The 25,458-nt window shown below is 60.4% G+C and carries 33 protein-coding genes and 1 pseudogene; 15 read left to right on the top strand and 19 right to left on the bottom strand.

Going from position 1 to position 25,458, the window contains the following annotated elements; genetic code table 11:
- Window positions 1-2: 2 nt before the first annotated feature.
- Window positions 3-578 carry a HutD/Ves family protein gene (locus tag N2600_RS30280; RefSeq protein ID WP_260299647.1) on the top strand — a complete coding sequence of 192 codons (576 nt, stop codon included), beginning with the start codon at window positions 3-5 and terminating at the stop codon, window positions 576-578.
- A 175-nt stretch (window positions 579-753) separates the two neighbouring features.
- Window positions 754-1,383, top strand: a complete 630-nt coding sequence (locus tag N2600_RS30275; protein ID WP_222386884.1) for a J domain-containing protein — start codon at window positions 754-756, stop codon at window positions 1,381-1,383.
- 20 nt (window positions 1,384-1,403) lie between these two features.
- Here N2600_RS30275 and N2600_RS30270 read toward each other — a convergent pair whose 3' ends face one another.
- The 3 genes and pseudogenes from N2600_RS30270 to N2600_RS30265 form a co-directional block, all read right to left on the bottom strand.
- Window positions 1,404-2,105 (bottom strand): DUF899 family protein, encoded by a 702-nt coding sequence (locus N2600_RS30270; protein ID WP_162115223.1) that lies wholly within the window; start codon window positions 2,103-2,105, stop codon window positions 1,404-1,406.
- A 152-nt stretch (window positions 2,106-2,257) separates the two neighbouring features.
- A pseudogene (locus N2600_RS34685) lies at window positions 2,258-2,350 on the bottom strand (nucleotidyl transferase AbiEii/AbiGii toxin family protein); the annotation flags it as partial.
- A gap of 48 nt (window positions 2,351-2,398) precedes the next feature.
- Entirely contained in the window at window positions 2,399-2,659 is a 261-nt protein-coding gene (locus N2600_RS30265) for a DUF982 domain-containing protein (RefSeq protein ID WP_017968256.1), read from the bottom strand.
- Window positions 2,660-2,912: 253 nt separating this feature from the next.
- On the opposite strand from N2600_RS30265, the gene N2600_RS30260 reads away from it, so the two are divergent.
- Genes N2600_RS30260 through N2600_RS30250 form a run of 3 tightly spaced genes read left to right on the top strand, consistent with a single transcriptional unit; the run spans window position 2,913 to window position 4,336 of the window.
- The gene (locus N2600_RS30260; protein WP_260299646.1) at window positions 2,913-3,257 is read left to right on the top strand and encodes an ArsR/SmtB family transcription factor; all 345 of its coding nucleotides are present in this window, start codon (window positions 2,913-2,915) and stop codon (window positions 3,255-3,257) included.
- Window positions 3,238-3,723, top strand: a complete 486-nt coding sequence (locus N2600_RS30255) for an SRPBCC family protein (protein ID WP_017968254.1) — start codon at window positions 3,238-3,240, stop codon at window positions 3,721-3,723. The genes N2600_RS30260 and N2600_RS30255 overlap by 20 nt, the downstream gene beginning before the upstream one ends.
- The gene (locus tag N2600_RS30250) at window positions 3,716-4,336 is read left to right on the top strand and encodes a glutathione S-transferase family protein (RefSeq protein WP_260299645.1); all 621 of its coding nucleotides are present in this window, start codon (window positions 3,716-3,718) and stop codon (window positions 4,334-4,336) included. The genes N2600_RS30255 and N2600_RS30250 overlap by 8 nt, the downstream gene beginning before the upstream one ends.
- A 325-nt stretch (window positions 4,337-4,661) precedes the next feature.
- Here the strand turns inward: N2600_RS30250 and N2600_RS30245 are convergent, their stop codons facing one another.
- Window positions 4,662-4,844, bottom strand: coding sequence for a hypothetical protein (locus N2600_RS30245; protein WP_017968252.1), 183 nt, complete (start codon window positions 4,842-4,844; stop codon window positions 4,662-4,664).
- A 71-nt stretch (window positions 4,845-4,915) separates the two neighbouring features.
- On the opposite strand from N2600_RS30245, the gene N2600_RS30240 reads away from it, so the two are divergent.
- A complete protein-coding gene (locus tag N2600_RS30240; protein ID WP_260299644.1) occupies window positions 4,916-5,557 on the top strand; it encodes an alpha/beta hydrolase family protein in 642 nt (213 codons plus the stop codon).
- Between the two features lie 46 nt (window positions 5,558-5,603).
- On the opposite strand, the gene N2600_RS30235 is transcribed toward N2600_RS30240, so the two are convergent.
- The 4 genes from N2600_RS30235 to pcaQ form a co-directional block, all read right to left on the bottom strand.
- Entirely contained in the window at window positions 5,604-6,275 is a 672-nt protein-coding gene (locus tag N2600_RS30235) for an RES family NAD+ phosphorylase (protein WP_260299643.1), read from the bottom strand.
- Window positions 6,272-6,793, bottom strand: coding sequence for an MbcA/ParS/Xre antitoxin family protein (locus N2600_RS30230; protein ID WP_222313948.1), 522 nt, complete (start codon window positions 6,791-6,793; stop codon window positions 6,272-6,274). Before N2600_RS30230 ends, N2600_RS30235 begins: the two co-directional genes overlap by 4 nt.
- Window positions 6,794-6,887: 94 nt before the next feature.
- Window positions 6,888-7,577, bottom strand: coding sequence for a methyltransferase family protein (locus N2600_RS30225; protein ID WP_260299642.1), 690 nt, complete (start codon window positions 7,575-7,577; stop codon window positions 6,888-6,890).
- A 19-nt stretch (window positions 7,578-7,596) separates the two neighbouring features.
- Window positions 7,597-8,514, bottom strand: coding sequence for a pca operon transcription factor PcaQ (gene pcaQ / locus N2600_RS30220; RefSeq protein ID WP_222313930.1), 918 nt, complete (start codon window positions 8,512-8,514; stop codon window positions 7,597-7,599).
- A gap of 433 nt (window positions 8,515-8,947) precedes the next feature.
- Between pcaQ and pcaD the strand changes: the two genes are divergently transcribed.
- The 5 genes from pcaD to N2600_RS30195 all read left to right on the top strand — a co-directional run bounded on the left by pcaD (window position 8,948) and on the right by N2600_RS30195 (window position 12,719).
- Window positions 8,948-9,757 (top strand): 3-oxoadipate enol-lactonase, encoded by an 810-nt coding sequence (pcaD, locus tag N2600_RS30215; RefSeq protein WP_222313927.1) that lies wholly within the window; start codon window positions 8,948-8,950, stop codon window positions 9,755-9,757.
- Window positions 9,754-10,158, top strand: coding sequence for a 4-carboxymuconolactone decarboxylase (pcaC, locus tag N2600_RS30210; RefSeq protein WP_017968245.1), 405 nt, complete (start codon window positions 9,754-9,756; stop codon window positions 10,156-10,158). The genes pcaD and pcaC overlap by 4 nt, the downstream gene beginning before the upstream one ends.
- A gap of 9 nt (window positions 10,159-10,167) precedes the next feature.
- Complete coding sequence (gene pcaH / locus N2600_RS30205) at window positions 10,168-10,917, top strand: protocatechuate 3,4-dioxygenase subunit beta (protein WP_018071487.1); 750 nt, start codon at window positions 10,168-10,170, stop codon at window positions 10,915-10,917.
- Between the two features lie 2 nt (window positions 10,918-10,919).
- Window positions 10,920-11,531: a protocatechuate 3,4-dioxygenase subunit alpha gene (gene pcaG, locus N2600_RS30200; protein WP_260299641.1), complete on the top strand. Its 612-nt coding sequence runs from the start codon at window positions 10,920-10,922 to the stop codon at window positions 11,529-11,531.
- Window positions 11,532-11,672: 141 nt separating this feature from the next.
- Entirely contained in the window at window positions 11,673-12,719 is a 1,047-nt protein-coding gene (locus N2600_RS30195; RefSeq protein WP_260299640.1) for a 3-carboxy-cis,cis-muconate cycloisomerase, read from the top strand.
- Here the strand turns inward: N2600_RS30195 and N2600_RS30190 are convergent.
- Both N2600_RS30190 and N2600_RS30185 read right to left on the bottom strand, forming a co-directional pair.
- Window positions 12,716-13,039: a helix-turn-helix domain-containing protein gene (locus N2600_RS30190; protein WP_260299639.1), complete on the bottom strand. Its 324-nt coding sequence runs from the start codon at window positions 13,037-13,039 to the stop codon at window positions 12,716-12,718. The two genes, N2600_RS30195 and N2600_RS30190, sit on opposite strands and share 4 nt — an antisense overlap.
- Window positions 13,023-13,388: a type II toxin-antitoxin system RelE/ParE family toxin gene (locus N2600_RS30185; RefSeq protein WP_260299638.1), complete on the bottom strand. Its 366-nt coding sequence runs from the start codon at window positions 13,386-13,388 to the stop codon at window positions 13,023-13,025. The genes N2600_RS30190 and N2600_RS30185 overlap by 17 nt, the downstream gene beginning before the upstream one ends.
- Before the next feature lie 62 nt (window positions 13,389-13,450).
- Here N2600_RS30185 and N2600_RS30180 point away from each other — a divergent pair, with 62 nt between their 5' ends.
- Window positions 13,451-14,218, top strand: coding sequence for an SDR family oxidoreductase (locus N2600_RS30180; protein WP_260299637.1), 768 nt, complete (start codon window positions 13,451-13,453; stop codon window positions 14,216-14,218).
- 57 nt (window positions 14,219-14,275) lie between these two features.
- Here N2600_RS30180 and N2600_RS30175 read toward each other — a convergent pair whose 3' ends face one another.
- From N2600_RS30175 to N2600_RS30145, 7 genes are all read right to left on the bottom strand, one after another.
- Window positions 14,276-15,106 (bottom strand): shikimate dehydrogenase family protein, encoded by an 831-nt coding sequence (locus N2600_RS30175; RefSeq protein WP_162115211.1) that lies wholly within the window; start codon window positions 15,104-15,106, stop codon window positions 14,276-14,278.
- A 4-nt stretch (window positions 15,107-15,110) separates the two neighbouring features.
- Window positions 15,111-16,178, bottom strand: a complete 1,068-nt coding sequence (locus N2600_RS30170; protein ID WP_260299636.1) for a Gfo/Idh/MocA family protein — start codon at window positions 16,176-16,178, stop codon at window positions 15,111-15,113.
- A 44-nt stretch (window positions 16,179-16,222) separates the two neighbouring features.
- Entirely contained in the window at window positions 16,223-16,987 is a 765-nt protein-coding gene (locus tag N2600_RS30165; protein ID WP_130671043.1) for an amino acid ABC transporter ATP-binding protein, read from the bottom strand.
- A gap of 54 nt (window positions 16,988-17,041) precedes the next feature.
- Window positions 17,042-17,683 (bottom strand): amino acid ABC transporter permease, encoded by a 642-nt coding sequence (locus N2600_RS30160; protein WP_260299635.1) that lies wholly within the window; start codon window positions 17,681-17,683, stop codon window positions 17,042-17,044.
- Between the two features lie 10 nt (window positions 17,684-17,693).
- Window positions 17,694-18,362, bottom strand: a complete 669-nt coding sequence (locus N2600_RS30155; protein ID WP_260299634.1) for an amino acid ABC transporter permease — start codon at window positions 18,360-18,362, stop codon at window positions 17,694-17,696.
- 31 nt (window positions 18,363-18,393) lie between these two features.
- On the bottom strand, window positions 18,394-18,837 hold the full coding sequence (locus N2600_RS30150) for a type II 3-dehydroquinate dehydratase (protein ID WP_222295321.1): 444 nt from the start codon (window positions 18,835-18,837) through the stop codon (window positions 18,394-18,396).
- 303 nt (window positions 18,838-19,140) lie between these two features.
- Window positions 19,141-19,971 (bottom strand): transporter substrate-binding domain-containing protein, encoded by an 831-nt coding sequence (locus N2600_RS30145; RefSeq protein ID WP_222386867.1) that lies wholly within the window; start codon window positions 19,969-19,971, stop codon window positions 19,141-19,143.
- Window positions 19,972-20,219: 248 nt separating this feature from the next.
- Here N2600_RS30145 and N2600_RS30140 point away from each other — a divergent pair, with 248 nt between their 5' ends.
- Window positions 20,220-22,115, top strand: a complete 1,896-nt coding sequence (locus N2600_RS30140) for a bifunctional sugar phosphate isomerase/epimerase/4-hydroxyphenylpyruvate dioxygenase family protein (protein ID WP_260299633.1) — start codon at window positions 20,220-20,222, stop codon at window positions 22,113-22,115.
- Between the two features lie 95 nt (window positions 22,116-22,210).
- Here the strand turns inward: N2600_RS30140 and N2600_RS30135 are convergent, their stop codons facing one another.
- Both N2600_RS30135 and N2600_RS30130 read right to left on the bottom strand, forming a co-directional pair.
- Window positions 22,211-22,885: a GntR family transcriptional regulator gene (locus N2600_RS30135; protein WP_170256480.1), complete on the bottom strand. Its 675-nt coding sequence runs from the start codon at window positions 22,883-22,885 to the stop codon at window positions 22,211-22,213.
- Window positions 22,886-22,961: 76 nt separating this feature from the next.
- Window positions 22,962-23,630 (bottom strand): GntR family transcriptional regulator, encoded by a 669-nt coding sequence (locus N2600_RS30130; protein WP_260299632.1) that lies wholly within the window; start codon window positions 23,628-23,630, stop codon window positions 22,962-22,964.
- Between the two features lie 497 nt (window positions 23,631-24,127).
- On the opposite strand from N2600_RS30130, the gene N2600_RS30125 reads away from it, so the two are divergent.
- Window positions 24,128-24,958 carry an MBL fold metallo-hydrolase gene (locus N2600_RS30125; protein WP_170256478.1) on the top strand — a complete coding sequence of 277 codons (831 nt, stop codon included), beginning with the start codon at window positions 24,128-24,130 and terminating at the stop codon, window positions 24,956-24,958.
- Window positions 24,959-25,083: 125 nt separating this feature from the next.
- Window positions 25,084-25,458, top strand: a complete 375-nt coding sequence (locus N2600_RS30120) for a GFA family protein (protein WP_162115205.1) — start codon at window positions 25,084-25,086, stop codon at window positions 25,456-25,458.

Raw genomic sequence — 25,458 nt, 5'->3', positions numbered from 1 at the left:
CGGTGAAGATCCTGCGCGCCGGCGATCACAAACGCATGCCCTGGAAAAACGGCAAGGGAGAGACGGTGGAGATCGCCGTCTTTCCACCCGGCGCTTCGATCGACGACTTCGACTGGCGCATCAGCATGGCGACGGTCGCAGAAGACGGGCCCTTTTCGATCTTCCCCGGCATCGACCGGACGCTGGCGATCCTTAATGGCAACGGCATGGTGCTCGATATCGCAGGCAGCACGCCCGTGCTTCTGACAATGGCAAGCGATCCCCTGGCCTTCCCGGCGGATATCCCGGTCGCCGCCAGGCTCGAGGACGGAACAATCACCGATCTCAACGTGATGACGCGCCGTGACGGGCTTAGCCATACGCTGATCCGCATCGACGTCGATGGCAGCAAAACCGTGCCGCTGCCGCCCTCGACATGCCTGTTCCTCTGCCATCGCGGCGCATTGTCATTCCGCCGCGACGGCGAGACCGGCGCGCTTGCGGCCGGCGATGCGCTGCTGATCGACGACGCGGCTGCAACCGTGCTGGAAATCGATGGCGAAGCCAGATGTTATCTCGCTTTGATCACCACAGGCTGATCTTCGAACAACATACTGAAAACATTAAGCAATCGAGGATTTGGCGAAGCGTGTGCATAAACCATCGCCATCTCGGGCCATGGACGTCATTCCTCGTTTCGGTCTAAACTTCGCCCTTCTGATGCAGAAGAAGACCTAGACTGCCCGCAACGTGCCGGGGAGCAAGGGAGCAGGCGTGACGGATCCATACGATATTCTCGGCGTTGAACGCGATGCGGACGACGCGCAACTGAAGGCCGCCTATCGGCGCCTGGCGAAGGTCGCCCACCCCGATTCGGGTGGCGATTCGGAAGCCTTTGCCCATCTGCAGAAAGCCTATGGGCTGCTTCTCGATCCGGTCCGGCGCAAGGTCTACGACGATACCGGCTACGACGTCGAATTCGCCGATGCGGCCGAATTGCAGGCGCTCGTGATGATCGAGAAGCTCGTCACCGATGCAGTGCTCGACGAGCGCGCACCCGGAAGTTTCGATCCCGTGGCCGTCATGCAGGACAGTCTTTCCGAAGAACTGCGAAAGGCGCGTTTCAGCAAGAGCGAACTGGAGCGCCACGCCTCGCGCATCGGACTGCATCTGGAACGGCTGGAAAAGCAGTCCGGCCGCGATGTGCTCGCCCACATGTTCCGCGCCCGCATCGAAGCGATCTCCAAGGCGGTCGCGGAAACCGAGGCGAAGATCAAGGCGGCGGAACGCGCCGCCGACATGCTCTCCGGCTATGTCTACGACATCGATCCGCCGCCGCTGTCTGATGACGCGGTTACCAGCATCGAATGGGTCGAAGCCTCAAGAAACCGCTCCACCGGCTGACAGCGTAGACGCGGCTGATCTTAATAAGCCAGCTTCGGATACCAGTCCGGTGCCCGACCTTCGGGCGTCGCATCGAGCACGGTCCAGAGCGGCATCAGGTCGGGCGCGCCGCGCGGATCCTCACCGGGATCGGCCGTCACACCGCCCATCTCCTGGCTCCAGAAATGGCGGATGGTGCCGTCGCGCCGCGTGAATACGTTGAAGGCGGCGTCATCGCTGCCATCCCTGCCGATTGCGTGATAGTCGCGGCTGTAGTCGTCCGTCATGTCGGAATAAAGCGGCAGATGATGCCAGCCGCGCTCCTTCTTGAAGGCGAGCAGCCTTTCGATCGGCGAGCGGGCGACGACAGCAAGGGCGGCGCGCTGCTGGATGTCAGGCACTTCGCCGTCCCAGGCCGACAGCAGCGAGGTGCACATCGGGCACGGGCGCTCGCGTTGCGGGCCGAACATGTAGCTGTAGACGATCAGCGTATCCTTGTCGGCGAAGAGCTCGGCAAAGGAGATCGGCCCATCGCTGCCTTGGAAGCGGTAGTCTTTCGTCACCTCGCCGCCCGGCGGCAGCGCCCGGCGCTGTCTTGCCACGCGCTCGATGTGCCGGCGCAATTCGATCTCTTCGGCCAGCAGCGCGTCGCGGGCGCTGCGATACGCCTCGCTCTCATTGGGAAACCGAACGCCGTTCTTGGCCGCAAGCACGGCGGCGGGGACCAGATGTTGATTATCCATGAAGATATCCTCCTTCTATTGCCGCGCGTCTCAGACGCGCCAAGGACGTGCTGAAGCCACGACCGCGGTGCCAGCACATCATTACAAGGACGATCGGCTGATGCGAAAATCGACAGAGCCGACGGAAAATATTCGCCCCGCGCTTTGGCTGGCTCAGCGCCCGGATCGCCAAAGCCCAGCAGATCAAGATCTCGCGTTCCGAAATGCGGACCATCGAACCAGCTCATGATCAGCATTGCGCCCTTCCGAGAGGACGCCGCCCCGTGAACTCATTTCACCGTCGGCTGCGAAACTCAGTGAACGGTGATCACCGGAATGCCAGCTTCGTCGGCGGCACGGATAAGCGCTGCTCGCGCGTCCTGAGCCGGAATTTCCCCATGAATTGCATTTCGGCACGCTCTAATCGCTATAAGATATTCTTCTCCGTCGTCGATCGGCCAGCCAACGGTCAGCATCTCGGCAGCCTGGAAAAGGGTTGCGACAAGCTTGTATTTTTCCGACCCACTCACGACGAGCATCAGAGGGGCAAACTCTTCGGATGTGCGCCACTTCATGACATTAGGTCTCCCCACAGTAAACATATTAGTAACCGTGCAAGAACCGTTCCGTGATCTTGGCTGGCATGCCGAAGCTCGTTTCGGAGGTCGCATATGGAAAGGAGAACGTTTCTTAATGGCCGCTCTAGCCGCCCCAGCATCGCCAGCGTTAGCATGGGCACCTGTTTGCAGGGAAACGGTCGCGCAAGATGACCTTGACACGCCGCCATAATCAATATATCTCGTCGGTTATATAGCTACAAGGTGATATATGGATAGCAGCCTCGATTCGATTTTCTCCGCACTCTCAGACCCAACAAGGAGAGCGATCCTTGAGCGGCTTGCTAGCGGCAAGGCGACCGTGGCCGAACTCGCAGATCCCTTCGAGTTGTCTCAGCCTGCCATCTCAAAGCATCTCAAGGTCCTGGAACAGGCCGGATTGATCCGCTCCGGCCGTGAAGCGACTTCGCGTCCCCGCGAACTTCAGCCGGACGCGTTGAAGAAAATTTCTGATTGGATTGGCGATTACAGACGCTTCTGGGATCAGAGCTTCGATCGTCTCGATGGCTATTTGTCCAAGGTACAAGGATACGAAGATGACAAATCCGAAGACTGATACTGACAATGCTCGCGATCTGGTTTTTGTACGAAGGTTCAATGCCCCATGCGATCTCGTTTTCAGGGCATGGACCGACCCGAAAGCGCTAGCGCAATGGAGCGGTCCTCACGGTTTCAAGGCGGTGGGCGACCAGCTTGAAGTTTGGCCCGGCGGTAGACACCGCGCCTGTCTGATAGCGCCAGATGGAGAGGAGCACTGGGTTAGCGGAAAATACCTTGAGGTCGAGCCTCCGCACAGGCTTGTCTTCACACATGCCTGGGAAATCGGAACCGGCGAAACGAGCCCGGAAACGGTGGTCACGATTGCGCTAAAGGAAAGCGACGGAGGCACGGAAATGACGTTTCGGCAAAGTGGATTTGAAAGCGCATCGTCACTTGAGGGTCATGAAGGTGGTTGGTCGCAAAGCTTCGAGCGACTTGGCGTTTTTCTGGGGGCTGAATCCGAAAGGCCGGACCATGAATAAGGCGGCGATGAAGCTTTACTATTGCGAGACGCTCAATCCTCGGAAGGCCTGCGCCGCTGCCCGTTTTCTTAAAGCCGACGTGGAGTTCATAAGGATTGACCTGGCAAGCGGAGAACAGCGCACCACTGAATTCCTGGCTCTTAACCCGAACGGGAAAGTCCCTGTGCTGCAGGATGATGGCGGAACCTTGTGGGAAGCGAATGCCATCATGTGCCGGTTGTCTGACAGAGTTGCCTCGGATTTCTGGCCGCATGACCACCGGCAGATCGACGTCCTCCGGTGGCTGAGCTGGGACGCCAGTCATTTCACCCGGCACGGGGCAACACTGTGGTTTGAAACCTTGATCAAGCCGTTGTTCGGCGGAGAGCCTGACGTCGCCGTGATCGAAGATGCGAAGACGAGCTTCCGACTCCATGCTCGCGTGCTCGACGACCATTTGGCCGAGAACAGCGTCGCGGTCGGGAAGACACTGACTGTCGCAGATTTCGCGTTGGCCGCTGCACTTCCTTATGCGACTTCTGCTGAGATTCCACTTTCCGAGTTCAGGCATATACAGGCGTGGTACGAACGGCTTGAACAAATAGATGCGTGGCAAAACCCTTTCCCGGCGTAAAAAGTGCGGCCGTCTCCGCTTGGCTGGCGCGGCTGCTTTGCCGGTATTTTCTAACTAATCCGCTTCACGGGGCCTCGCTTCTCCGCCGCTGGAATCCCTTCGCCCGTCAAACGACAAGACGAAAGCGGCGGTATGCGCAAGGGCTGCAAAGCAAAAAGGGCGCTCGACCCTTGCGGGGAGCGCCCTTATCCTGTCGGACAACGAACAATTCGACGACGTCGATACCGCGCGCGTCCATTTTCAGGCAGGACGGGTATATGGACCCTTCCCGCCGGGGTTTCAAGAGGCTGTTCAGCGGTTCTACACTATAATCGACCGTAGTCGATCAGGAGGCGACCCCGGTGATCGGATTGACCACAGGTCGTTCGCTTTTGTCCCTGACCCCAGCCGGCTGCACCGCCGGCGGCGCCATCGATTCTGCGTCGGCGGGCTCCGGCTTTTCAGGAACGACGCCGACATCCTTGGGTCGCCGCTGCTCGGGCTTTACGTTTTGATCATTCGTCGACATTGTCAGTCTCCTTTCCAGGAAGAAGTCACGGCCGTCGACATGGTTCCGGCGATGGGATGGAGGATTTACCGATGCTTGACAGGTTTCTGCTGCAGGGGCCTCAGGATGCACGCTTCACCATCCTTCTTGCGCATGGCGCCGGCGCGCCGATGGATTCGGCATCGATGACAGCAGCCGCAAATGCGCTCGCCGGCGTCGGCTTTCGTGTGGCCCGTTTCGAATTCGCCTATATGGCTGCCCGCCGCACCTCGGAAGGCCGCAAGCCGCCGCCACGGGCCGAAACACTCAATCCCGAATACGAGGCGGCGATTGCCGAGCTCGGCGCCAGCGGCCCGCCGATCATCGGCGGCAAGTCGATGGGCGGCCGGGTCGCCAGCATGGTCGCCGACGATCTTCATCGCCGGGGGAAGATCGCCGGCCTGCTCTGCCTCGGCTATCCCTTCCATCCCCCCGGCCAGCCGGGGAAGCTTCGCACCGGCCATCTCACAGGGCTGACGACGCCCGCCCTGATCTGCCAGGGAACGCGCGACGAATTCGGCACGCGGGACGAGGTGTCGGGCTATGATCTCTCCGACAGGATCGAGATCCTCTGGCTGGAGGACGGCGACCACGACCTCAAGCCGCGCAAGTCGATCTCCGGTTTCTCCAGTGCCGATCACCTCGCCGCGATGGCGAAGGCGGTGAAGGCATGGGCCGAACGACTGCCGCTTTGAGAATCACTCATATCCCCAGCGCGGCAGACGCCTGCGGCTGCCATTGTCAGGCTGCAAGCTTCCTGACATCGATGCGTCGGTCGGTGGCGGAAACGGTGATTTCGAAGTGGTCGGCCTGCACGACGCCCTGAATATTGCGCGGCCGGTGCGCGACGATGGCCACTCCGCCTTTCAGCCGGACACTATCATAGAGGATACCGGCGCCGCCGCTCGAGCGGACCTCTTCCCCCAGCACCTGCGACGCCGCATAGCTGGTGGCGTCATAGACATCGGGCCGCAGACTCTCTTCGCCGCGAATGTCGAGGTAATCGCCAACCAGATTGGCCGCATAGCTTCGATAGGTGCGCGCCATCGTCGCGACGCCGCGCGCGTAAGCTTCGCGCCTGAGATGATGGCCAACCTCCGCGGCGGCGGTTCTGAGATCGTCGGCGGCATACCAGGCGCCGAGATCCGGGCCGTTGAAGCGCATTCCTCCCGGCGCGACATGCAGGAATGCCGCCATCACAATACTGGCATTGGCAATGCCGTAAACCCATTGGTCCTCGGGAAGCCGTTGGATACGGTCAGCGACCAGGCGGTCGTTGGTCCAGCCGACGAGCTCCATCACGGCTTCGAGATCGGCCGCCCGCGTCACCGTCTCAAAAAGCCCGATGGGCGGAAATTGCGAGGGGATCAAGCGGTACGACGGACGCGGCGCCTGGGCAAAACGATCCCTCACCGGAAGACGATGTCCGCATCTTCGTAGGGCGTGAACGCTTCGTCGAGCATATTCGGCTGCATGTAGAGACCGCCGCGGGCGCCGTCGAGAAACCGGCGGACGGTCATCAGCCCGTCCTGGGTCCCGTTCGTCACGATATCAAGCGGCGGATGGCCGCCGAAAACCGGGGCCTGATGCGGCGTCCGCAGCCAGGCGACGCCGGCACGTTCATCGGAAAACAGCACGCCGAGCGCCTGATGAATGCCGAGCACAGCCGAGATGCGGGTTAGCGTATCGACATCGAGCGTGAACGCGCCGTGCTCGCGCGCCTGTTTGGCCCAATTGTGGTAGGTCGACCGAGAGGGATAACCGAGCACGAGCAGACGCTGCTCTTCCGTCAGTCCCCAGAGATCGGCGATCGCCAGGAAGGTTCGTAGTGCCGGGGCGCTGAGCCTCCTGCGGTTTGCCGGAGCAAACCGCTCGGTTTCCAGTCGCTGTGGCCCCTGGCCTTCTCGGTGCTCCCGTCGTGCATGCTGCATAGAGATCTCCTGTCTTGAACTAGACATAGTCCAAATATGGACATTTATCAATCAAATTTGAAGAGGTGGGTCCAGCGGACTGCCGGCTTTGGCGTCACCATAGTCCAGGCAGCAGCCGGTAGCGGACCTTGCGGCGGTATTCGGCGTAACCCGGCAGGTCTCTTGTCAGATGTTTCTCCTCATCCAGCAGCCGCGCAGCAAGTCCGCCAAAGGCAGGAGGGATGGCAAGCAGGCCCCAATAGGAGCCGAGCGATACAGGCATGCCTGAGAAGAGCACCAGCGCCGCCGCATACATCGGATGGCGCACGATGCTGTAGAGCCCGCTGGAAATGACCCGTTGGTCCCTCTGGATCTCGACTGTCGCCGAGGCGAAGCTGTTCTGACGCAGGACGAGGAAGCAGCCGTAAAAACCGGCCGCGACCAGGAGATTACCGAATATCACCATCGGCACTGGAACGGCCAACCAGCCGAACCGATGATCGAGGGCCGAGCCGATGAAGAGCGCAATCAGCGCGACACTGTTGAAAAGCTGAATACGCTTTTGCGCCGGTAGCCGCTCCGCGCCCGGCCCGACATGCAACCGCTGTTCCAGCAAAGCGCGGTCATACTTCAGGAAATAGGCCGTCGTCGCGATGATCCAGCCGCAAAAATTGAGAAGGAACAGCCAGCCCTGCCAATAGGACAGCGAGCCTGCCGCGACGAAGATCATCACCGCCAGCACCACGACGAATTTCACCGACGCTTCCGTCGCCCGCCTGCCCAGATCCTTGTTCTGACTCTCCATCGGTCCGACCTCCGTTATCTCAGGATACCGCGCCTGCCGCCTCGCGGATCGTCTGCATCAGGATCGATTGCGGCAGCGACGGCACGGCATCGGCGCGCATCGTCAACCCGACCGGCCCCTTGGTCTCGCCGGTATCGACCGGCAGAAGCGCCAGCCGCCCGTCGGTGACATCGGCGGCCACCACGCCGTTGGAAATGATCCAGATCGCATCGCTCGCCCGCAGGAAAGCGCGGCCGAACGAATCCGACACCGTCTCGATCTGGTTCGGCAGGCTGGAGACGCCGTTGGCGATGAGGAAATTTTCAACTACCGGCCGGATGATCGAACCCCGCGTCGGCATCAGCACCGTATAGTTGCCGAAGCTGGCAAAGAGCGATTGCCGGCCGTCGAGCAGCGGATGGCCGGCGCGCACGGCAAACACCACCTGTTCGGAATAAAGATGCTCAAAGGAAAAACCCGCCATCTTCTCAGCACCTGCTAAGCGCCCGACGACGATATCGAGATCGCCGACACGAAGCTGTTCCAAGAGCACCGCGTTCTCGCCGGTGACGATCTTCACCCGGCTCCAGGTCTTCTCCTTGAGGAAGAGTTCCATCGCCCGCGGCATGATGCGCGATGACACCGTCGGCAGCGCGCCGATGCGGATCGGCGGCGCATCGGAAAACTGCTCCTGCGAGACGGAATCGAGACCCTGTCGCAGCGCGGTCAGCGCAGCGCCTGCGTGCCGCAGGAAGACCTCGCCGTAGCGGGTGATCTTGATGCCGCGGCCGTCGCGCTCGAAAACATCGACGCCCAGCACCTGTTCCAGTTCGCGGATCGTCTTGGTGACCGCCGGCTGGCTGACATGCAGCAATTCGGCGGCCTTCATGACGCTCTTCTGCCGCGCCACCTCGACAAAGGTTTGCAGATGGCGGAACTTGACCCGGCTGTCGATCATCGCTCGCATAACTCCATGGTTATCGAAACGCCAATAAATATCATTTTACTTAACCGGATCAACCATTCAATTTCGAGCCGGAACGCTGCCTGTTTCATTTGGAAGGGCAGCGAGAACTCTAAAATTTTGAAGCGCGCATCATTCTTTGTGAAATCCTCTATAATCCAGGGAGGCTTAGTGAAGCACCGGATGTGGTTTGCCTCGATAGGCCGGGGCAAGTTTGGCAAGAGGGCTAACCCCACTCTCCGTCATCCTCGGGCTTGACCCGAGGATCCATGCCCGCTGCTGCTCGGGTCAAGCCCGAGCATGACGGAGGGTGAGGCAGGCGGGAGGAGCCATTCATGGCGCAGACGCCTGAGTCAGGAATGCCGTCCGTCAGTTGAACCAAATGCCGGTCCTCCGGCTGAACTGATTTGATGAGGAGGAGAGTGACGTGCAGTTCGCCCGCATAAACGACGTGACGATCCATTATCAGGTCATCGGTGCCCCTGCCGACAGGCCGGTGATCGTCTTCACCAATTCGCTGGGCACGGATTTCCGCATCTGGCGCGACGTCGTGGTGCGGCTCGCCGGCGAATTCGCCATCGTGCTTTACGACAAACGCGGCCACGGCCTTTCCGATGTCGGCCAACTTCCCTCATCGATCGAGGACCATGCGACGGATCTCGCTGGCCTTCTCGATCTGCTGTCGGTCAAGGATGCCGTCATCTGCGGCCTGTCGGTCGGCGGTCTCATTGCCCAGTCGCTCTATCACCGCCGGCCGGACTTGATCCGCGCGCTCATCCTCTGCGACACCGCCCACAAGATCGGCACGGCGCAGAGCTGGAATGCCCGCATCGCCGCCGTCGAAAAAAACGGCATCGCAAGCATCGTCGACGCCATCATGGAACGTTGGTTCACGCCCGCCTTCCGGCGGCCAGAGAGCACCGCCTATGCCGGCTATTGCAACATGCTGACGCGCCAGTCCGTCGAGGGCTATCTCGCCGCCTGCGCCGCGATCCGCGATGCCGATTTCACCGAAATCGCAAGGACGATCACTGTCCCGACGATCTGCATCGTCGGCGACCAGGATGGCTCGACGCCGCCCGATCTCGTGCTTTCGACCGCGAAGCTGATATCAGGCGCGCGTTACGAGGTCATCCCTGATTGCGCGCACATTCCCTGCGTCGAGCAGCCGGAGGCGCTGACGGCGATCATCCGCGCCTTCCTCACATCCATTCCGTCTGGAGAAGTCAGCCCATGAATGAGACCGCGTCCTCCTCCGAGCGCTATCGGCAGGGCATGGCGACCCGCCGCGCCGTGCTCGGCGACGCCCATGTCGACCGCGCCGCCACCGCGTCGACGGAGTTCGACCGCCCTTTCCAGGAGTTGATCACCGAAGCCGCCTGGGGCCATGTCTGGTCGCGCCCGGCGCTGACCAAGCGCGAGCGCTCGATCGTCACGATCGCTCTGCTTGCCGCGCTTGGCCAGGACGACGAGGTTGCCATGCATGTGCGCGCCACCGCCAATACGGGGGCGACCCGCGAGGATATCTGCGAGGCGCTGCTGCATGTGGCGATCTATGCCGGCGTTCCCGCTGCCAATCACGCGATCAAGATCGCAAAACAGGCTTTTGAACAGATGGACGCCGAAAAGGCGGCCTGAGGGAGGAACATGTCCGAACGACCGAACCGCAAGCCCGAGACCGGCGGCTTCTTCGCCCGCGACCGCGCCTGGCATGCGCCGGCGCTGACCCCCGGCTACAAGACCTCCGTGCTGCGCGCGCCACAGCGCGCACTGCTGTCGCTCGACGGCACGATTTCCGAAACCACGGGTCCGGTCTTCGGCCATTCGATGATCGGCGAACTCGACAACGACCTGATCCTGAACTACGCGCAGCCCGGCGAAAGCGCCATCGGCGAACGCATCATCGTCCATGGCCGCGTGCTCGACGAGCGCGCCAGGCCGGTCGCCGGCGCCTTGGTCGAATTCTGGCAGGCCAATGCCGGCGGCCGCTATCGCCACAAGAAGGAAACCTATCTGGCGGCGATCGACCCGAATTTCGGCGGCTGCGGCCGCGCCATTACCGACGAGGACGGCCACTACCATTTCCGCACCATCCGTCCCGGCGCCTATCCCTGGCCGAACGGCATCAACGATTGGCGTCCCGCCCATATCCATTTTTCGATCTTCGGGCATGGTTTTGCCCAACGCCTGATCACCCAGATGTATTTCGAGGGCGATCCGATGATCTGGAAATGTCCGATCGTCGGAACGATCCCCGACAAGGCGGCGATCGAGCAACTGATCGCGCCGCTCGACTGGGGCAACACCATCCCGATGGATTCACGCGCCTATAAATTCGACATTGTGCTGCGCGGCCGCCGCTCGACGATGTTCGAAAACAAATTGGAGGGCAACTGACCATGCAGCAGCTCGGCTATCTCAAGGAAACCCCGTCGCAGACGGCAGGCCCCTATGTCCATATCGGCCTGACGCCGAATTTCTGCGACATCTCGGGCGTCTACGACACCGATCTCGGCATCGGGATGGTCAACGACAAGACGCTCGGCGAGCGTATCACCGTCACCGGCCGGATCTTCGACGGCGCCGGCGCATTGGTGCGCGATGCGGTCATCGAGATCTGGCAAGCCGACAGCGCCGGCCTCTACAACAGCCCGTCGGAAATGCGCGGCGCCGCCGATCCCAATTTCACCGGCTGGGGCCGCTGCCCGACCCGTGCCGAAGACGGCGTCTACAGCTTCGAGACCGTCAAGCCCGGCCGCGTTCCCTTCAAGGACGGCCGCAGACAAGCCCCGCACATCACTTTCTGGATCATCGCCCGCGGCATCAATATCGGCCTGCATACGCGCATGTATTTTCCGGAGGAGACGGAGGCCAATGCCGCCGACCCGCTGCTTTCCCGCATCGAACATCGCGAGCGCGTCGCAACGATGATCGCCACCCGCGACGGCGCGACCTGTCATTTCGACATCTACCTGCAGGGCCCGAAGGAAACGGTGTTTCTCGATATCTGAGGGCATGGTGGCGGCTTGTTTGCCGGCCACTGTGCAAGTAGCCTCCATAAATCGCGGACGCCGCCTCGAGTCCCTTCTCCCCAGTGGGGAGAAGGTGGCGGCAGCCGGATGAGGGGGCCGCCACCACAAACCGAGACGATCATGACCGCATCGCCGTTCGACCACCCCTTCCTTTCCAGCCTGCTCGGCGACGATGAAATCGCGCCCTATGTCTCCGCCGAGGCGGATATACGGGCCATGCTCTCCTTCGAGGCCGCGCTCGCCAAGGCTGAAGCCGCTCACGGCCTCATTCCTGCCGAAGCCGCAAGGCGCATCGCTGACACCTGCGCCGCCTTCTCGCCGGATATGTCCAGTCTTCGATCGGCAACGGCAAGGGACGGTGTCGTCGTTCCCGATCTCGTGAAGCAGCTGCGCGCCGATGTCGGCGAGGAAGCGGCAAAAAGCCTGCATCTCGGCGCCACCAGCCAGGATGTCATCGATACCAGCCTGATGATCCGCCTGAAGACCGTCGTCTTCCTGTTTGCCGGTCGGCTTTCCACCATTGCCGAACGGCTCGATGCGCTGGACCGCCAGTTCGGCCGGACCCGGCTGATGGGTCACACACGTATGCAGGCGGCGATCCCGATTACTGTTGCTGATCGCCTCAACGCGTGGCGCGCACCGTTGACGACCTATCGCGATCGCCTGACCGAGCAGAGTTTTCCCGTCCAGTTCGGTGGTGCGGCCGGCACCCTGGACAAGCTCGGATCGCAGGCCGCAGCCATCCGCGCTTCGCTCGCCCAGGAACTCGGCCTCACCGATGCATCGCAATGGCAGAGCGGGCGTCTGCCGATCGCCGATATTGCCGGCCTGTTTGCGTCGATATCGGGCAGTCTCGGCAAGATGGGGCAGGATATCGCACTGCTTGCCCAGGCCGGTGACGAGATCGAAATTTCAGGCGGCGGCACCTCGTCGGCCATGGCACACAAGCAAAACCCCGTTTCCGCCGAAGTCCTCGTCTCGCTCGCCCGCTTCAACGCCACGGCGCTCTCGGGCATCCACCAGTCGCTTATCCACGAACAGGAACGCTCGGGCGCCGCCTGGACGCTCGAATGGCTGCTGCTGCCGCAAATGACGATGGCAACTGCCGCCAGCCTGGGACTGGCGAAGGAGCTGACGGGGAATATACGGCGGCTTGGATCGCTTTAGCTCAGAACCTGAAGTCCGTGCTTCTGCACTATCGAGAGCAGCTTCAAAGCTATCCCGCTTGGTCGCTTGGCACCGCTTTCCCACTTCTGCACGGTGGATTCGCTGGTATTCAGATATCGTGCGAAAACCGGCTGGCTGACGTGATTGCTTTCCCGCAGTGCCTTGATGGCCTCGGGACCAAGTGCGTGCGGCGAAACCAAGCAGCTTTCATCGAAGGAGCGCATCGTTTCCTTGTCGATCGCTCCTATTTTATGGAGAGCCTCCGCGGACGTGTGAATCGCCTCGAACGCATCGCTTTTGTACTTAATGCTTTTTGCCATGTTCGATCTCCACAAAATGACCGATATCGAGCAACTCCTGAAGCTGGCTGTCGGACAGACCGGCATAGGATTTGGTAAGTTTGCGAAACTTCACAAGTTCGTCGTCTTCAATATTAGCCCTGTCCTTTTTGGCGAACAAATACTCATACACCCAAAATCGGCCAGCATTCGCCAAGACGATCGACCGATGCTGGTTGTCGTTCAATCGCTTCTTGAAGACGCCGCCACCCAGATCATCGGCCTTGCCTTCCGCAACCTGCCTGATAGCTTTCAATAATTCGGAATCGGATATCCGCGCTTTGCGAGCTGCCTTGGTAAACCAGCGGGTTTTGAAAATCCGTTTCGCCATGACTCTAAGTAGCACCCGGTGCTATGTTTTTCAAGTTGACATCCCAAGATGAGAGTAGCCTGGTGACCTTCCCCCTTTTCGACCTCTCCGGCCGCCGCGCCCTCGTCACCGGCTCCAGTCAGGGCATCGGCCGCGCATTGGCGGTCGGGCTTGCTGAGCATGGTGCTTCGATCATCATCAACGGCCGCAACGCGCAGAAGGCGGAGGCCGCCGCCGAGGATATTCGTCGCAGCCATCGCCATGCGGTCAGCGCCGCTTTCGACGTCACCGATGCGGAGGCGAGCCGCACCGCCATCGCCTATATCGAGGAGGAGATCGGCCCGATCGACATCCTCGTCAACAATGCCGGCATGCAGTTTCGCACACCGCTGGAGAACTTCCCGGTCGACAAATGGGACGAGATCTTCAAGACCAATGTCTCCAGCCTGTTCTATGTCAGCCAGCCGGTCGCCCAGGCGATGATATCGCGCGGCTGCGGCAAGATCATCAACATCGCCTCCGTCCAGGCCGAACTCGCCCGTCCCGGTATCGCGCCCTATACCGCGACCAAAGGCGCGGTGAAGAACCTCACGCGCGGCATGGCCACCGACTGGGCGAAATACGGCCTGCAGGTCAATGCGATCGCGCCCGGCTATTTCCGCACGCCGCTCAACCAGGCGCTTGTCGACGATCCGAAGTTTTCTGGCTGGCTGGAAACCCGCACGCCGGCGGGCCGCTGGGGCGAGGTCAAGGAGCTCGTCGGCGCCGCCGTCTTCCTCGCCTCGGATGCCTCTTCCTTCGTCAACGGCCATATGCTGACGGTCGATGGCGGCATCACCGCCTCGCTCTAGAACAGGATGTCGTCCGAAAAACCGCTCACACTTTCGGCATCATGCTCTGAATTCGCATCATCCGAGTTTGGCGATGGCACGGAGATTGTCGGCCGTCGTCGTCGGGAATTCGAAGAATTCGAGATAGGCGGGGATCTGTTCGAACAACATGTCCGTCCCCACCTGAAATGCGCAGCCGCGCGCCCGCACGGCCTCAAGAAAAGGGGTTATCTCCTTCGTCAACACGACTTCGCCGACGAAGGTCGATGGCGAGATGCGGTCGATATCGATCGGCAGCGGGTCACCTCGCCGCATGCCGAGAGGCGTCGCATTGACGACAATGTCGAAACCTTCGGGATCGGCGGAGCCGACCGTCACTTCAAGATGCGGATAATATTTCTTCAGCCTGTCCAGCAGCGCGGTCGCGGTCGTCTGGTTGGCATCGAAGATGGCGAGGTGGTCCACACCCGCCTGTGCCAATGACGCGGCGATCGCCGAGCCGACGCCGCCGGCGCCCGCAATGAGCGCATGGGCTCCTTCAACCTTTTTACCCTTGCGCAACACGCCGCGAACGAAGCCCTCGCCATCGAACATGTCACCGATCAGCCTGCCGTCCGAACCGAGACGCACTGCATTGCACGAGCCGGCGACTTTTGCGTTGGTCGATGTTTCGTCGAGCAGTGCCATTGTCGAAACCTTGTGCGGCATCGTGATCAGAGCACCGTGGATGTTGGACAACCGGAACAGAAGCTTCAGAAATGCCGGATAATCCTCCGGCCTGCAGCCCATCGGCACGACGACGGCATCAATTCCGTTCTTCTGAAAGTACGGATTGTAGATCAGCGGGGCCTTGAAGGACTCCGTGGGATAGCCGAGGTGAGCGATGAGTTTGGTCGTCCCGGTGATCATGTGGTCAGACTTTCTGGGGATCGGAAGAGGCGCTGCCATTGGAGAGGTGGATCATCTGCCCTAAGCGTGCCGATCTCTTGATCGCTTCGACGACCCTGAGCGTAGCAAGGCCCTCCCGGCCACTCACCAGAGGCGTGGCACCGCCACGAATGACGTCGCAAAAGTGTCTGAGCTGAACGCAAAGGGGATCGGCGGCTTGGTAAGGCACGCGCTCCTGGGCAAGCGGCTCCAGCCAATCGGGCTTCGAAGGGCTCGTCCAAAGCGTCAGATCGGGAATTCCGAGCGAACCCTTGGTGCCGCCGATCTGGTAGCAGAATTGATCGTAACGGGGAAAAGCGGGGTTTTCGCCGGTGGTCGTCTCCCAGCTCCAGGGCGCGGCCACGGCATCGCTGCCGTTGAGGGTTGCAAGCACCCCGCTTGCGAAACGCAGCGTGACGACAGCCGTATCCTCGACGGCATGGTTCCGCACGGCGTGGGATTCCATCGCATGGACGGCTTCGACCTCGCCGAAGAAATATCGGAAGAGATCGACATCGTGGATCAGGTTGACGAAGACCGGGCCGGCGCCCGCCTCGCGCCGCCAGGGAATGTCGAAATAGTCGTCGGGCTTGGCGACCCAGAACGTGCCGTGCACCGTGAGGATCCGGCCAAGCCTTCCGCCGTCGACGATCTGTTTGACCGCCTGGATCATCGGATTGTGGCGTCTGTGATGGCCAACCAGCAGCGGTATGCCTGCCTTCTCGCCGGCGGCAACCAGTGCTGCGGCAGCATCGACATCATCGGCGATCGGTTTCTCGATGAGGACAGGAATGCCGGCAGCGACGATCTCCATTCCGTTCTCAACGTGGAGCTGGTTCGGCGTTGCCACGATGACGCCGTCAGGCCTGTCCTCGACGCGGATGCCTGAGAAGCTCCGGTACCATCGGGCGCCGACAGTCTCGGCAAAGTCGCGACCGGCGGCAGAAGGATCGATCACCGCCGAGAGAACGGTTCCGGGCTCGGACATAATACGCTCGACGTGGCGCCTGCCGATGAGGCCAGCTCCCATGACTGCAATCTCCAGCGGCTTCATTGCCTGCTCCCATAATTTGCCAGAGGCATCGACCTTGAAACGCATTACTTCCGCAGGATCTCTCCGAGGAATTTCCTGGTTCGCTCATGCTGTGGGTTTGTGAAGAACTCGGCCGGCGGGGCTTCCTCGACGATCGCGCCGCTGGCCATGAAAATCACGCGATCGGCGACCTGACGGGCAAAGCCCATTTCGTGGGTGACGCAGATCATCGTCATGCCCTCGTCGGCGAGCGCAATCATCGTATCCAGCACCTCCTTGACCATCTCCGGATCAAGCGCCGACGTCGGCTCGTCGAACAGCATCACCTTCGGCCGCATGCAAAGCGCGCGGGCAATGGCCACGCGCTGCTGCTGACCACCCGAAAGCTGCACCGGATATTTGTCGGCCTGCTCCAGGATCTTGACCCGCTCGAGCAGCCCGCGTGCCCGTTCCTCGGCCTCCGCCTTGCCGACGCCGGCAGCCTTCATCGGCGCCAGCATGCAGTTCTGCAGCACCGTCAGATGGGGAAACAGATTGAACTGCTGGAAGACCATGCCGACCTCACGACGGATCGCATCGATGGTCTTGGCCTGATTGCCTAGAAGAATTCCGCCGACGCGGATTTCACCTTTCTCGTAGGTCTCGAGATGGTTGATGCAGCGGATGAGCGTCGACTTCCCACTGCCGGAAGGCCCGCACAACACGATCCTCTCGCCGCTGCGAACCGATATGTTGATGTCGTGCAGGGCTTGAAAAGCACCATACCACTTCTCCACCCGCTCCATGGTGATCATGGTCTCTGCGCCTTGAGCAGGACTGGGACTGGTCATCAGTAGAACTCCACGTTGGCGGGCTGGACCGCGTCGAAGAATGGGCGATGCGGATCAGCGCGCAGAGACGGCAAACTTTCGTTCGAGGCGCGCGCCAAGGATCGTCAGTGGGCAGCACATCAGGAAGTAGAGAGCGCCGACGATGCCGAAGACCGTCAGCGGTTGGAAGATCTGGTTGGAAATGATGTTGCCGGCCCGCGTCAGCTCGGTGAAGCCGACGATCGATGCAAGCGAGGTGCCTTTGATCAGCTGCACGAGGAAACCGACCGTGGCTGGCAGCGAGATGCGCAGCGCCTGCGGCAGGATGACATCCCTCATACGCGAGACGTATCTGAGGCTGAGAGCCTTGGCCGCTTCCGTCTGGCCGCGCGGCACCGCTTCGATCGATCCGCGCCAGATCTCGCCCAGATAGGCGCTGGCATGCAGGGTCAGGCCGATGGCAACGGCCACCCAGGCGTCGAGCATCAGCCCGACCAAAGCGAGGCCGTAATAGACGACGAAAAGCTGCATGAGCAGCGGGGTTCCCTGGAAGACGGCGATGTAGCCGGCCGTGACGCGTTCCAGCAGCGGTATGCCCGAGGCGCGCGCAAGGGCGACGCCGAGCCCTGCAATGCCGCCGCAGACGAAGCCGACGGCAGACAGGACCACGGTCCATTTCAAGCCGATGAGGAGGAAGACGAATTCGTCGTGACCCATGGAATTCCTCCTACTTGACCGGATATTTGAAGTAGCGCGCCGAAAACAGCGCGAAGATTCGCATCATCAGCCAGGAGATCACGAAATAGAAAACCGTGACCGTGAAGTAGACCTCGAAGCTTCGGAAGCTCTCCGACTCGATGCGCTGCGATACGGAGGTCAGCTCGTAGGCCGAAATCGCCGATGCAATGCTGGTGGTGAGCGTCAGGAGGACGAACTGGCTGGTCAGGGACGGATAGATCGCCCGCAATGCCGGCTTGAGAATGATCAGCCGGAAGACCTGAGCCTTGTGCAGACCAAGGGCCAGCCCCGCTTCCATCTGTCCCCTAGGGATCGACTGAACACCGCCGCGAATGATCTCGATGGCGTAGGCACCACCGTTGATGCCGAGCGCGATAATCGCCGTCGGCGTCGGATCCAGCCTGATGCCCGTGAGCGGAAGCGCAAAATAGATGAAGAAGATCTGGACCAGGAACGGCGTGTTGCGGATCAATTCGATGAAGGCGATGACCAGCCATCGCGCCGGCTTGAACGCAGAGTCGCGCAGCGCAACGCCGCCAATTCCGATGATGATCGCCAGCAACATCCCACAAATGGCAAGCAAGAATGTCCCGAGACAGCCAAGCAGAAGGCTCGGCAGGCCATCTATGACCGGGGTGAAATCCAACTTATAATTCATGGCGACCCTTCCGGTCCGTGTTCCTGAAAGTTCAGTCCCGCTTGACCATTCCAGCCATCGCCTGGATAGCCAGTTCGTAGCCGTCGGCTCCAAAGCCGATCATGATGGCGGTGGCAACGCGCGAGATCAGCGAATTGTGGTAGATGCTCTCGCGCGCATGAACATTCGAAATGTGCAGCTCGATCTTCGGCGGGTCGAACATTTTCAACGCATCCAGAAGAGCGATCGATGTGAAGGTATAACCGGCAGGATTGATGATGATGCCACAGGCGTCTGTCCTGGCCTTATGCACGCTCTCCACCAGTTCGCCCTCGAAATTGGTCTGCCGGAAGTCGATGGCAAAGCCGAGACTGTCAGCCTTTGCGAGGCACTTGTCCTTGATATTGGCCAGCGTCACCGAGCCGTAGATGGCGGGCTCGCGCTCACCGAGCAGATTCAGGTTCGGTCCGTTGAGCACAAAAATGGTTCTGGTCATGTCGCGCACCTCAGGGCCGTGGGTATGGCGGTTGCGTTGACGGGCATGGCTGCCCGCCTTCATTGGTAAGGGCTTCGTCTGGACCTCAATATTCCCGCGCCAGGAGATGGCCGCCTGCCCCTCATCCGGCTGCCGCCACCTTCTCCCCGTAAACGGGGCGAAGGGATCAAGCCGTGACCTCTCCGTCCCTCGCCAGCGTCCCGTGGAGCACGTCCCCTCTCCCCGTCCTTACGGGGAGAGGGTTAGGGTGAGGGGCAATCGGGCGGCCACCGACGCGAAAGCCAGCCATCCTTTGCCGTTCGCTCAGTTCGCCGCGAATGGAATGCCTTCCAGCTTTTCCGGGAATTCCGGTACCGGAACCTTCATCCACTTGTCGTAGACTGCCTTGAGGTCGCCGTTGGCCTTGATCTTGTCGATGAAGGTGTTGAGCGCCGCATTGATTTCCTTTTCGCCGAGACGCGTGCAAGCACCGTTGTAGAGCTTCTGGAATTCAAGCTTGTTTTCGAATTCGCCCGGACGGGCCTTCTCCACCCGGTCCATGTAGAAGATATTGCCCCCGAGTGTCTCGACCTGGCCGGACACCAGCGCTTGGACACTCGCGGCGTCTCCATCATAGCGCCGGATGGTCGTGCTCGGCGGCGCGTTCTTGGTCACCTGCGTGTCCTGAGCCGCACCCTTGGCGACGCCGACAGTGAACTTGGCCATGTCGGCATTCGTCTTGATCTCAGCCGATTTCGGACCAATCAGAACGATCGCGTTGGCAACATAGGGCTTGCTGAACTGCACGGCCTTTGCGCGATCCGGCAGCATCGCCATCGTTGCGAAGAGAACGTCGACACGGCCGGCCGTCAGTGCGGGAATGCGATTGTTGACTTCAAGCGGCACGAACTCGACGGATACACCCAGTTCCTTGGCAAACAGCGTTGCGATGTCGGCGTCGAGGCCGTCCTGTTTGCCGCCGCTGGTCACGAAACCCCAGGGCGGGTTGTCACCCTGAATTCCGACGATGATCTTGCCGCGAGCCTTGATTTCATCAGGCGTGATGGCGGCGGCCGGTTGCGCCAGGGTGACGGCAGCCACCAGGGCTGCGGCTCCGAGCATCGCGTTTCCACGCGTTAGGAAAGACTTGAACATGTAACTCCTCCTCCTTTGGCGGTCATTCGACCGGACAGCCACCTCACCTTTTGACTGTGTGAGGAATGATTGCCAGAGACGAGCGCTGAAATCAACAGAGTTTTTAAAAATCATATGAGAGTTTATAATAAGACACGCTATTTGAATTCCTCACGACATTTGCCATAATAGTAACGAGCGGTTTTCTGGAATGCATCTTTGTGTTCGGCGCTCGTTCAATCCCGCACGGATATCGGAAGGGCTTTGACATGAGGACCTCGATTGCGACTGTAACGATCAGCGGCGAACTGCCGGAGAAGCTCGAGGCGATCGCCCGAGCGGGCTTCGACGGCGTCGAGATCTTCGAGAATGACTTCCTCGCCTTCGACGGCAGGCCGGCCGATGTCGGAAAACTCGTCCGCGACCACGGCCTGGAGATTACCCTGTTTCAGCCATTTCGTGATTTCGAGGGCATGCCGGAGCCGCTGCGGAGCCGCACGTTTGACCGCGCGGAACGGAAGTTCGACGTCATGCAGCAGCTGGGAACGGACCTGGTGCTCGTATGCTCGAACGTCTCGCCGGCCGCGATCGGCGGCATCGACCGGGCGGCAGAGGACTTTCATGAACTCGGCGAGCGTGCCGCCAGGCGAGGACTGAGGGTGGGCTACGAGGCGCTTGCCTGGGGTCGCCATATCAGCGACCACCGCGACGCCTGGGAGATCGTCCGTCGCGCCGATCATCCGAATGTCGGTCTTATCCTCGACAGCTTCCACACTTTGTCGCGCAAGATCGACGTCAATTCCATCCGCTCGATTCCTAAGGAGAAGATCTTCATCGTCCAGCTTGCCGATGCGCCGCTGATTGACATGGACCTGCTCTATTGGAGCCGCCACTTCCGAAACATGCCGGGGGAAGGCGACCTTCCCGTCACGGCGTTCACCGAAGCCGTCGCGGCAACAGGTTATGACGGGTATTTCTCCCTGGAGATCTTCAACGACCAGTTTCGAGGCGGTTTGTCGCGGGCGATTGCCGCCGATGGCCACCGCTCGCTGATCTATCTTGGCGATCAGGTGCGCCGCCATCTCGGCATCGGCAGCATGACCGGGGCGGCGATGCCGGAAAGGCCTTCCGTCAAGGGCGTCGGCTTCGTCGAGTTTGCCACGGACGAGGAAGACGAAGTCGAACTGGTTGCATTGCTGCGCACTCTCGGGTTCAAAAAGACGGCGGTCCACCGCACGAAAAAGGTCTCCCTCTTCGAGCAGGGCAAGATCCGGATCCTCGTCAATGTCGATCAGGCAGGATTTGCCAACGCGGCCTACGCCGTTCACGGTACTTTTGCCTATGCCATGGCCCTGATCGTCGACGATGCGACAAAGGCCTATGAGCGCGCGCTCGCCTTGGATGCAGAGCCATTCACCCAGCCTGTCGCAGACGGTGAGCTCGAGCTGCCTGCCATTCGGGGCGTGGGAGGCGGAATCATCTATCTCATCGACGACAAGAGCGCATTGGGTCGTTTCTCCGAAATCGACTTTCAGCCGGTCACGGACCACAGCGACGCGCCGTCTGCTGGTCTTTTGCGCATTGATCACGTCGCCCAGACGGTCGGCTACGATGAAATGCTCACCTGGCTTTTGTTCTACACCTCCATTTTCGAGACGCGGAAGACCCCGATGGTCGATATCATCGATCCGGCCGGGGTGGTCCACAGCCAAGTCGTCGAGAACGACACCGGCGCGCTGCGCATCACCATGAACGGCGCCGAGAACCGCCGCACCTTGGCGGGACATTTCATGGCCGAGAAATTCGGGGCCGGCATCCAGCACCTGGCGTTCCTGACCGACGACATCTTTGCGACCGCCGAAAACCTTCGTGCCTGTGGTTTCAGATCGCTGCACATTTCGCCGAACTACTACGATGACGTCGAAGCACGCTTCGGCCTCGATCCTGCCCTGACCGAGCGGCTGAAGGCGGAGAACATCCTCTATGATCGGGACGAGCATGGCGAATATTTCCAGCTCTATAGCGGAACCTATGGAGAGGGTTTCTTTTTCGAGATCGTCGAGCGCCGCGGCTACCGCGGCTACGGCGCGCCGAACGCAATTTTCCGGATCGCCGCCCTGAAGAAACAGATGCGTCCGGAAGGAATTCCGAAAGACGCCTCTTGAGGCCCTGGTTTAGAGCGGTTCAGTTTTTCATCGAGAGCAGAGCCACTCTAAGCTTTTGTTTTGAAAAACTGCTTCGCACTTTTCCCGGAATTGCTCTAGCGAATCCGGCCGCTCTTCAGCACATGCTCCACGCCGCTTTGAACGTGCGTTCTGACGACGTCGGTCGCGCCAGCGACGTCGCGCTGAATGGAAAGTTCAAACAAAAGCCTGTGGTCATCGACGACTGGCTTGCCGCGAAAACTCTCAGCCAGCATATGGTAACGAAGAAAGCGGTCGAAGACAGACGACAATGTCGCCATCAGCGTCGCTGAATTGCAGGCCGAGACGATCGCCTGATGGAACTCCCAGTCGTATCGAACCCAGTCGACGGTCCGCGAGACGTCACCCGCAAGCAGCTTGCGTTCGGCGGCAGCCAGCCTGTGATGGGCAGCGACGATGCGCCCCTCCCATTCAAGATTTCCCGCAGCGAATGCAAGGCCGATCGCATGCGTTTCAAGAACAATCCGGAGGTCGGCGAGCTCCAGAAGTTCGCGGCGCGAAGCAGGGCTGACTTCAAAGCCGCGCTGCCCCTCGGCGACAACGAGGTTTTCCGTCGTCAGGCGGCTTAGAATTTCACGCAGCGATGAAATGCCGATGGAGTAGCGCTCCTTTGCCTGCTCCAGCTTGATCTTGGCCCCCGGCGGCAATGTCCCAGATATAATATCCTGGCGGATCTGCCGGAAGACGACATCGCTTACTGTTTCAGCCGGATCATGGATTTGCTTGAGCATGGCTTTTTCCTGGTTTTGCCGAAATGTCACCTGTGTTGGTGGACCTAAAGCTCGAAGAGCAACATCCGGATCATTTCTATTTCAGCGTCCCTCTTGCCAGCGCATGTTCGACCCCGCCTTGGATATGCAGCACAAGCACGCGCTTGGCCGTCTCCGCATCACGTCGCAGCGCCGCATCCAAAAGCTGCTGGTGTTCATTGGCGGCGACATCGCCTCGATAGGACAAGGCAACCATCTGATATCTGAGATATCTGTCGAAGATCACCGAATGCGTTTCCATCAGCAGCTTCGACCCGCAGGCGGATATCAGGGCCTGGTGGAACTCCCAGTCGTAGCGCTTCCAGTCCTCGGCCCTGCTGGTGTCGCCGGATGCCATCACCCGTTCCATCCGCGCCAATTTGTAATGCGCCGATACCAGGGGAGCCTCCCACTCTACGTCGCCATGCACGAACGACTGTTCCAGCGCATGTGTTTCCAGCAGAAGCCTCAGCGCCGCTGTCTCCTTGAGGTCCGAAACGGATACCGGAGACACTTCGAAACCCTTTTGTCCCTCGGCAGCGACGAGCCCCTCGGAGGACAGCCGGTTCAGCACCTCCCGAAGTGTACTGATGCTGGTCTCGTAGGACTCCTTCAGGCTTTCCAGCTTCAATTTTTGTCCTGGAGCCAGCCGGCCAAAAATGATGTCGGCCCGAATGCGCCTGTAGCTGGTCTCGGCAATGGTCTCGTTGATAGCCGGCTGCAACATGGCGAGTCTCTTATATTTTCTGTATCGTCGGATATATCTCTTTCTGGCATTCTCAATCAAGAAAACATTCGCAGAACAGGAATTAGAATTTTCTCATATGATGCTGCCGGAGAACGTGGAAGCGGCCGGCAGGGCCTGACCATAACACCGTGCCCCATGCGTGTTGGGCGAAGCCCTTTCACGGGGCTTTCGTGCTGCTCTTAAAACCGGATTTTTCGGCTCAACAGGGCGGCAATTGTTTTTTCAATCGCGCGCAACCATCTAATAGGCATGACGTACGGGAAAATGTCCCGCCCTCAGCAGCCCGTTTACCGAAAACCAACCATACTGGGTTGCTTTCCGAAGCGAAAGCCGATTGCTTAGGAAAATCTACTTCTTCTTCCGCTAGCGGTTAGGAGAATGAAAGGGGCCGCAGGCAAACCCGTGGAATTCTACTGCTTCGCATCGGGATGAACAATGACTACGATGGCGATGCGGGAAGGCCGGTTTGAAGAACGATGACGACAGATTTATTTCAGGTAAAATTTTGGGGCGTCCGCGGCAGTATTCCCGTGTCGGGCCCCGAGTTCGATCGCTACGGCGGTAACACTTCCTGCATCGAAATTCGCTGCGGAGAACATCGGATGATCTTCGACGCGGGCTCCGGCCTGCGCGAGGCTGGGCTCTCGCTGCTCGCCGACAGCGTCAGCGACGTCGATCTGTTCTTCAGCCACTGCCACTACGACCACATCATCGGCCTGCCCTTCTTCAAGGCGATCTATTATCCCTCGATCAACGTCAACATCTGGTCCGGCCATCTCCATGGCAAGATGAGCACGCGGGAAATGGTCGAGCAGTTCATCAGCCCGCCCTGGTTTCCGGTTAAGACCGACATCTGCCAGGCGACGATGAACTTCCGCGATTTCCATGCCGGTCAGGTGCTGACGCCCCATGCGGGCATTGAGATCAAGACCTTCATGCTGAACCATCCGGGCGGCGCCATCGGCTACCGCATCGAATGGCAGGGCCGTTCGGTCGCTCTCGTCTATGACATCGAGCATATTCCAGGCAGCTACGATCCGGTTTCGCTGGAGATGATGCAGGGCGCCGATCTCGTCGTCTACGACTGCACTTACAATGAAGACGAGATGCAGCGTTTCAAGGGCTTCGGCCATTCGACCTGGCAGCACGGCACCGAGCTTGCGAAAATGGCCGGCGCGAAGCGCTTCGCCTTGTTCCACCACGCGCCCTCCCGCACGGACGAACAGCTGGCGCAGATGGAAGCACACGCGCAGGACGCTTTCCCCGGCGCCTTCGCCGCCCGCGACAACCAGACTATGGTGGTCTAGAACCGACAAGTCTCCTGTACCCGCGCAAGTGGGCGCGCCCGGCAGCTTGCGCCTTGCTGACGGAACAGATGTCGGATCCGACCGTTTTCCCGGCAGCGCAAGATCGATGAAACGGGGTATCAGCCATGACCGTGCTTTCCGGACAATGCCTTTGCGGGCAGGTGCAGCTTTCTGTGCGGGGCGAACCGCTGCGCGTCGGCATCTGTCATTGTACCGACTGCAGAAAAGAAAGCGGTTCGGCCTTCACCTTCTACGGGGTCTGGCCCGCCGGCCAGTTTGAACATTCCGGCGAAACCGGCGAATTCCACGGCCGACGCTTCTGCACCGGCTGCGGCGCGCGCCTGTTTTCCGCCGATGACCAGGAGGCGGAAATCAAGCTCGGCATCCTCTCGCAGGCGCCGACGCCACTGGTGCCACGCTACGAACTCTGGATCAAGCGCCGCGAAGCGTGGCTGCGACCGGTGGAGGGCGCCGAGCAGTATGAGGAGGACCGAACGTGA

The sequence above is a fragment of the Rhizobium sp. WSM1274 genome (assembly GCF_025200775.1).
Lineage (GTDB): Bacteria > Pseudomonadota > Alphaproteobacteria > Rhizobiales > Rhizobiaceae > Rhizobium > Rhizobium leguminosarum_I.
The sequence above is the reverse complement of the archived record's forward strand: the minus strand, read 5'-3'. Positions and strand labels throughout refer to the sequence as shown.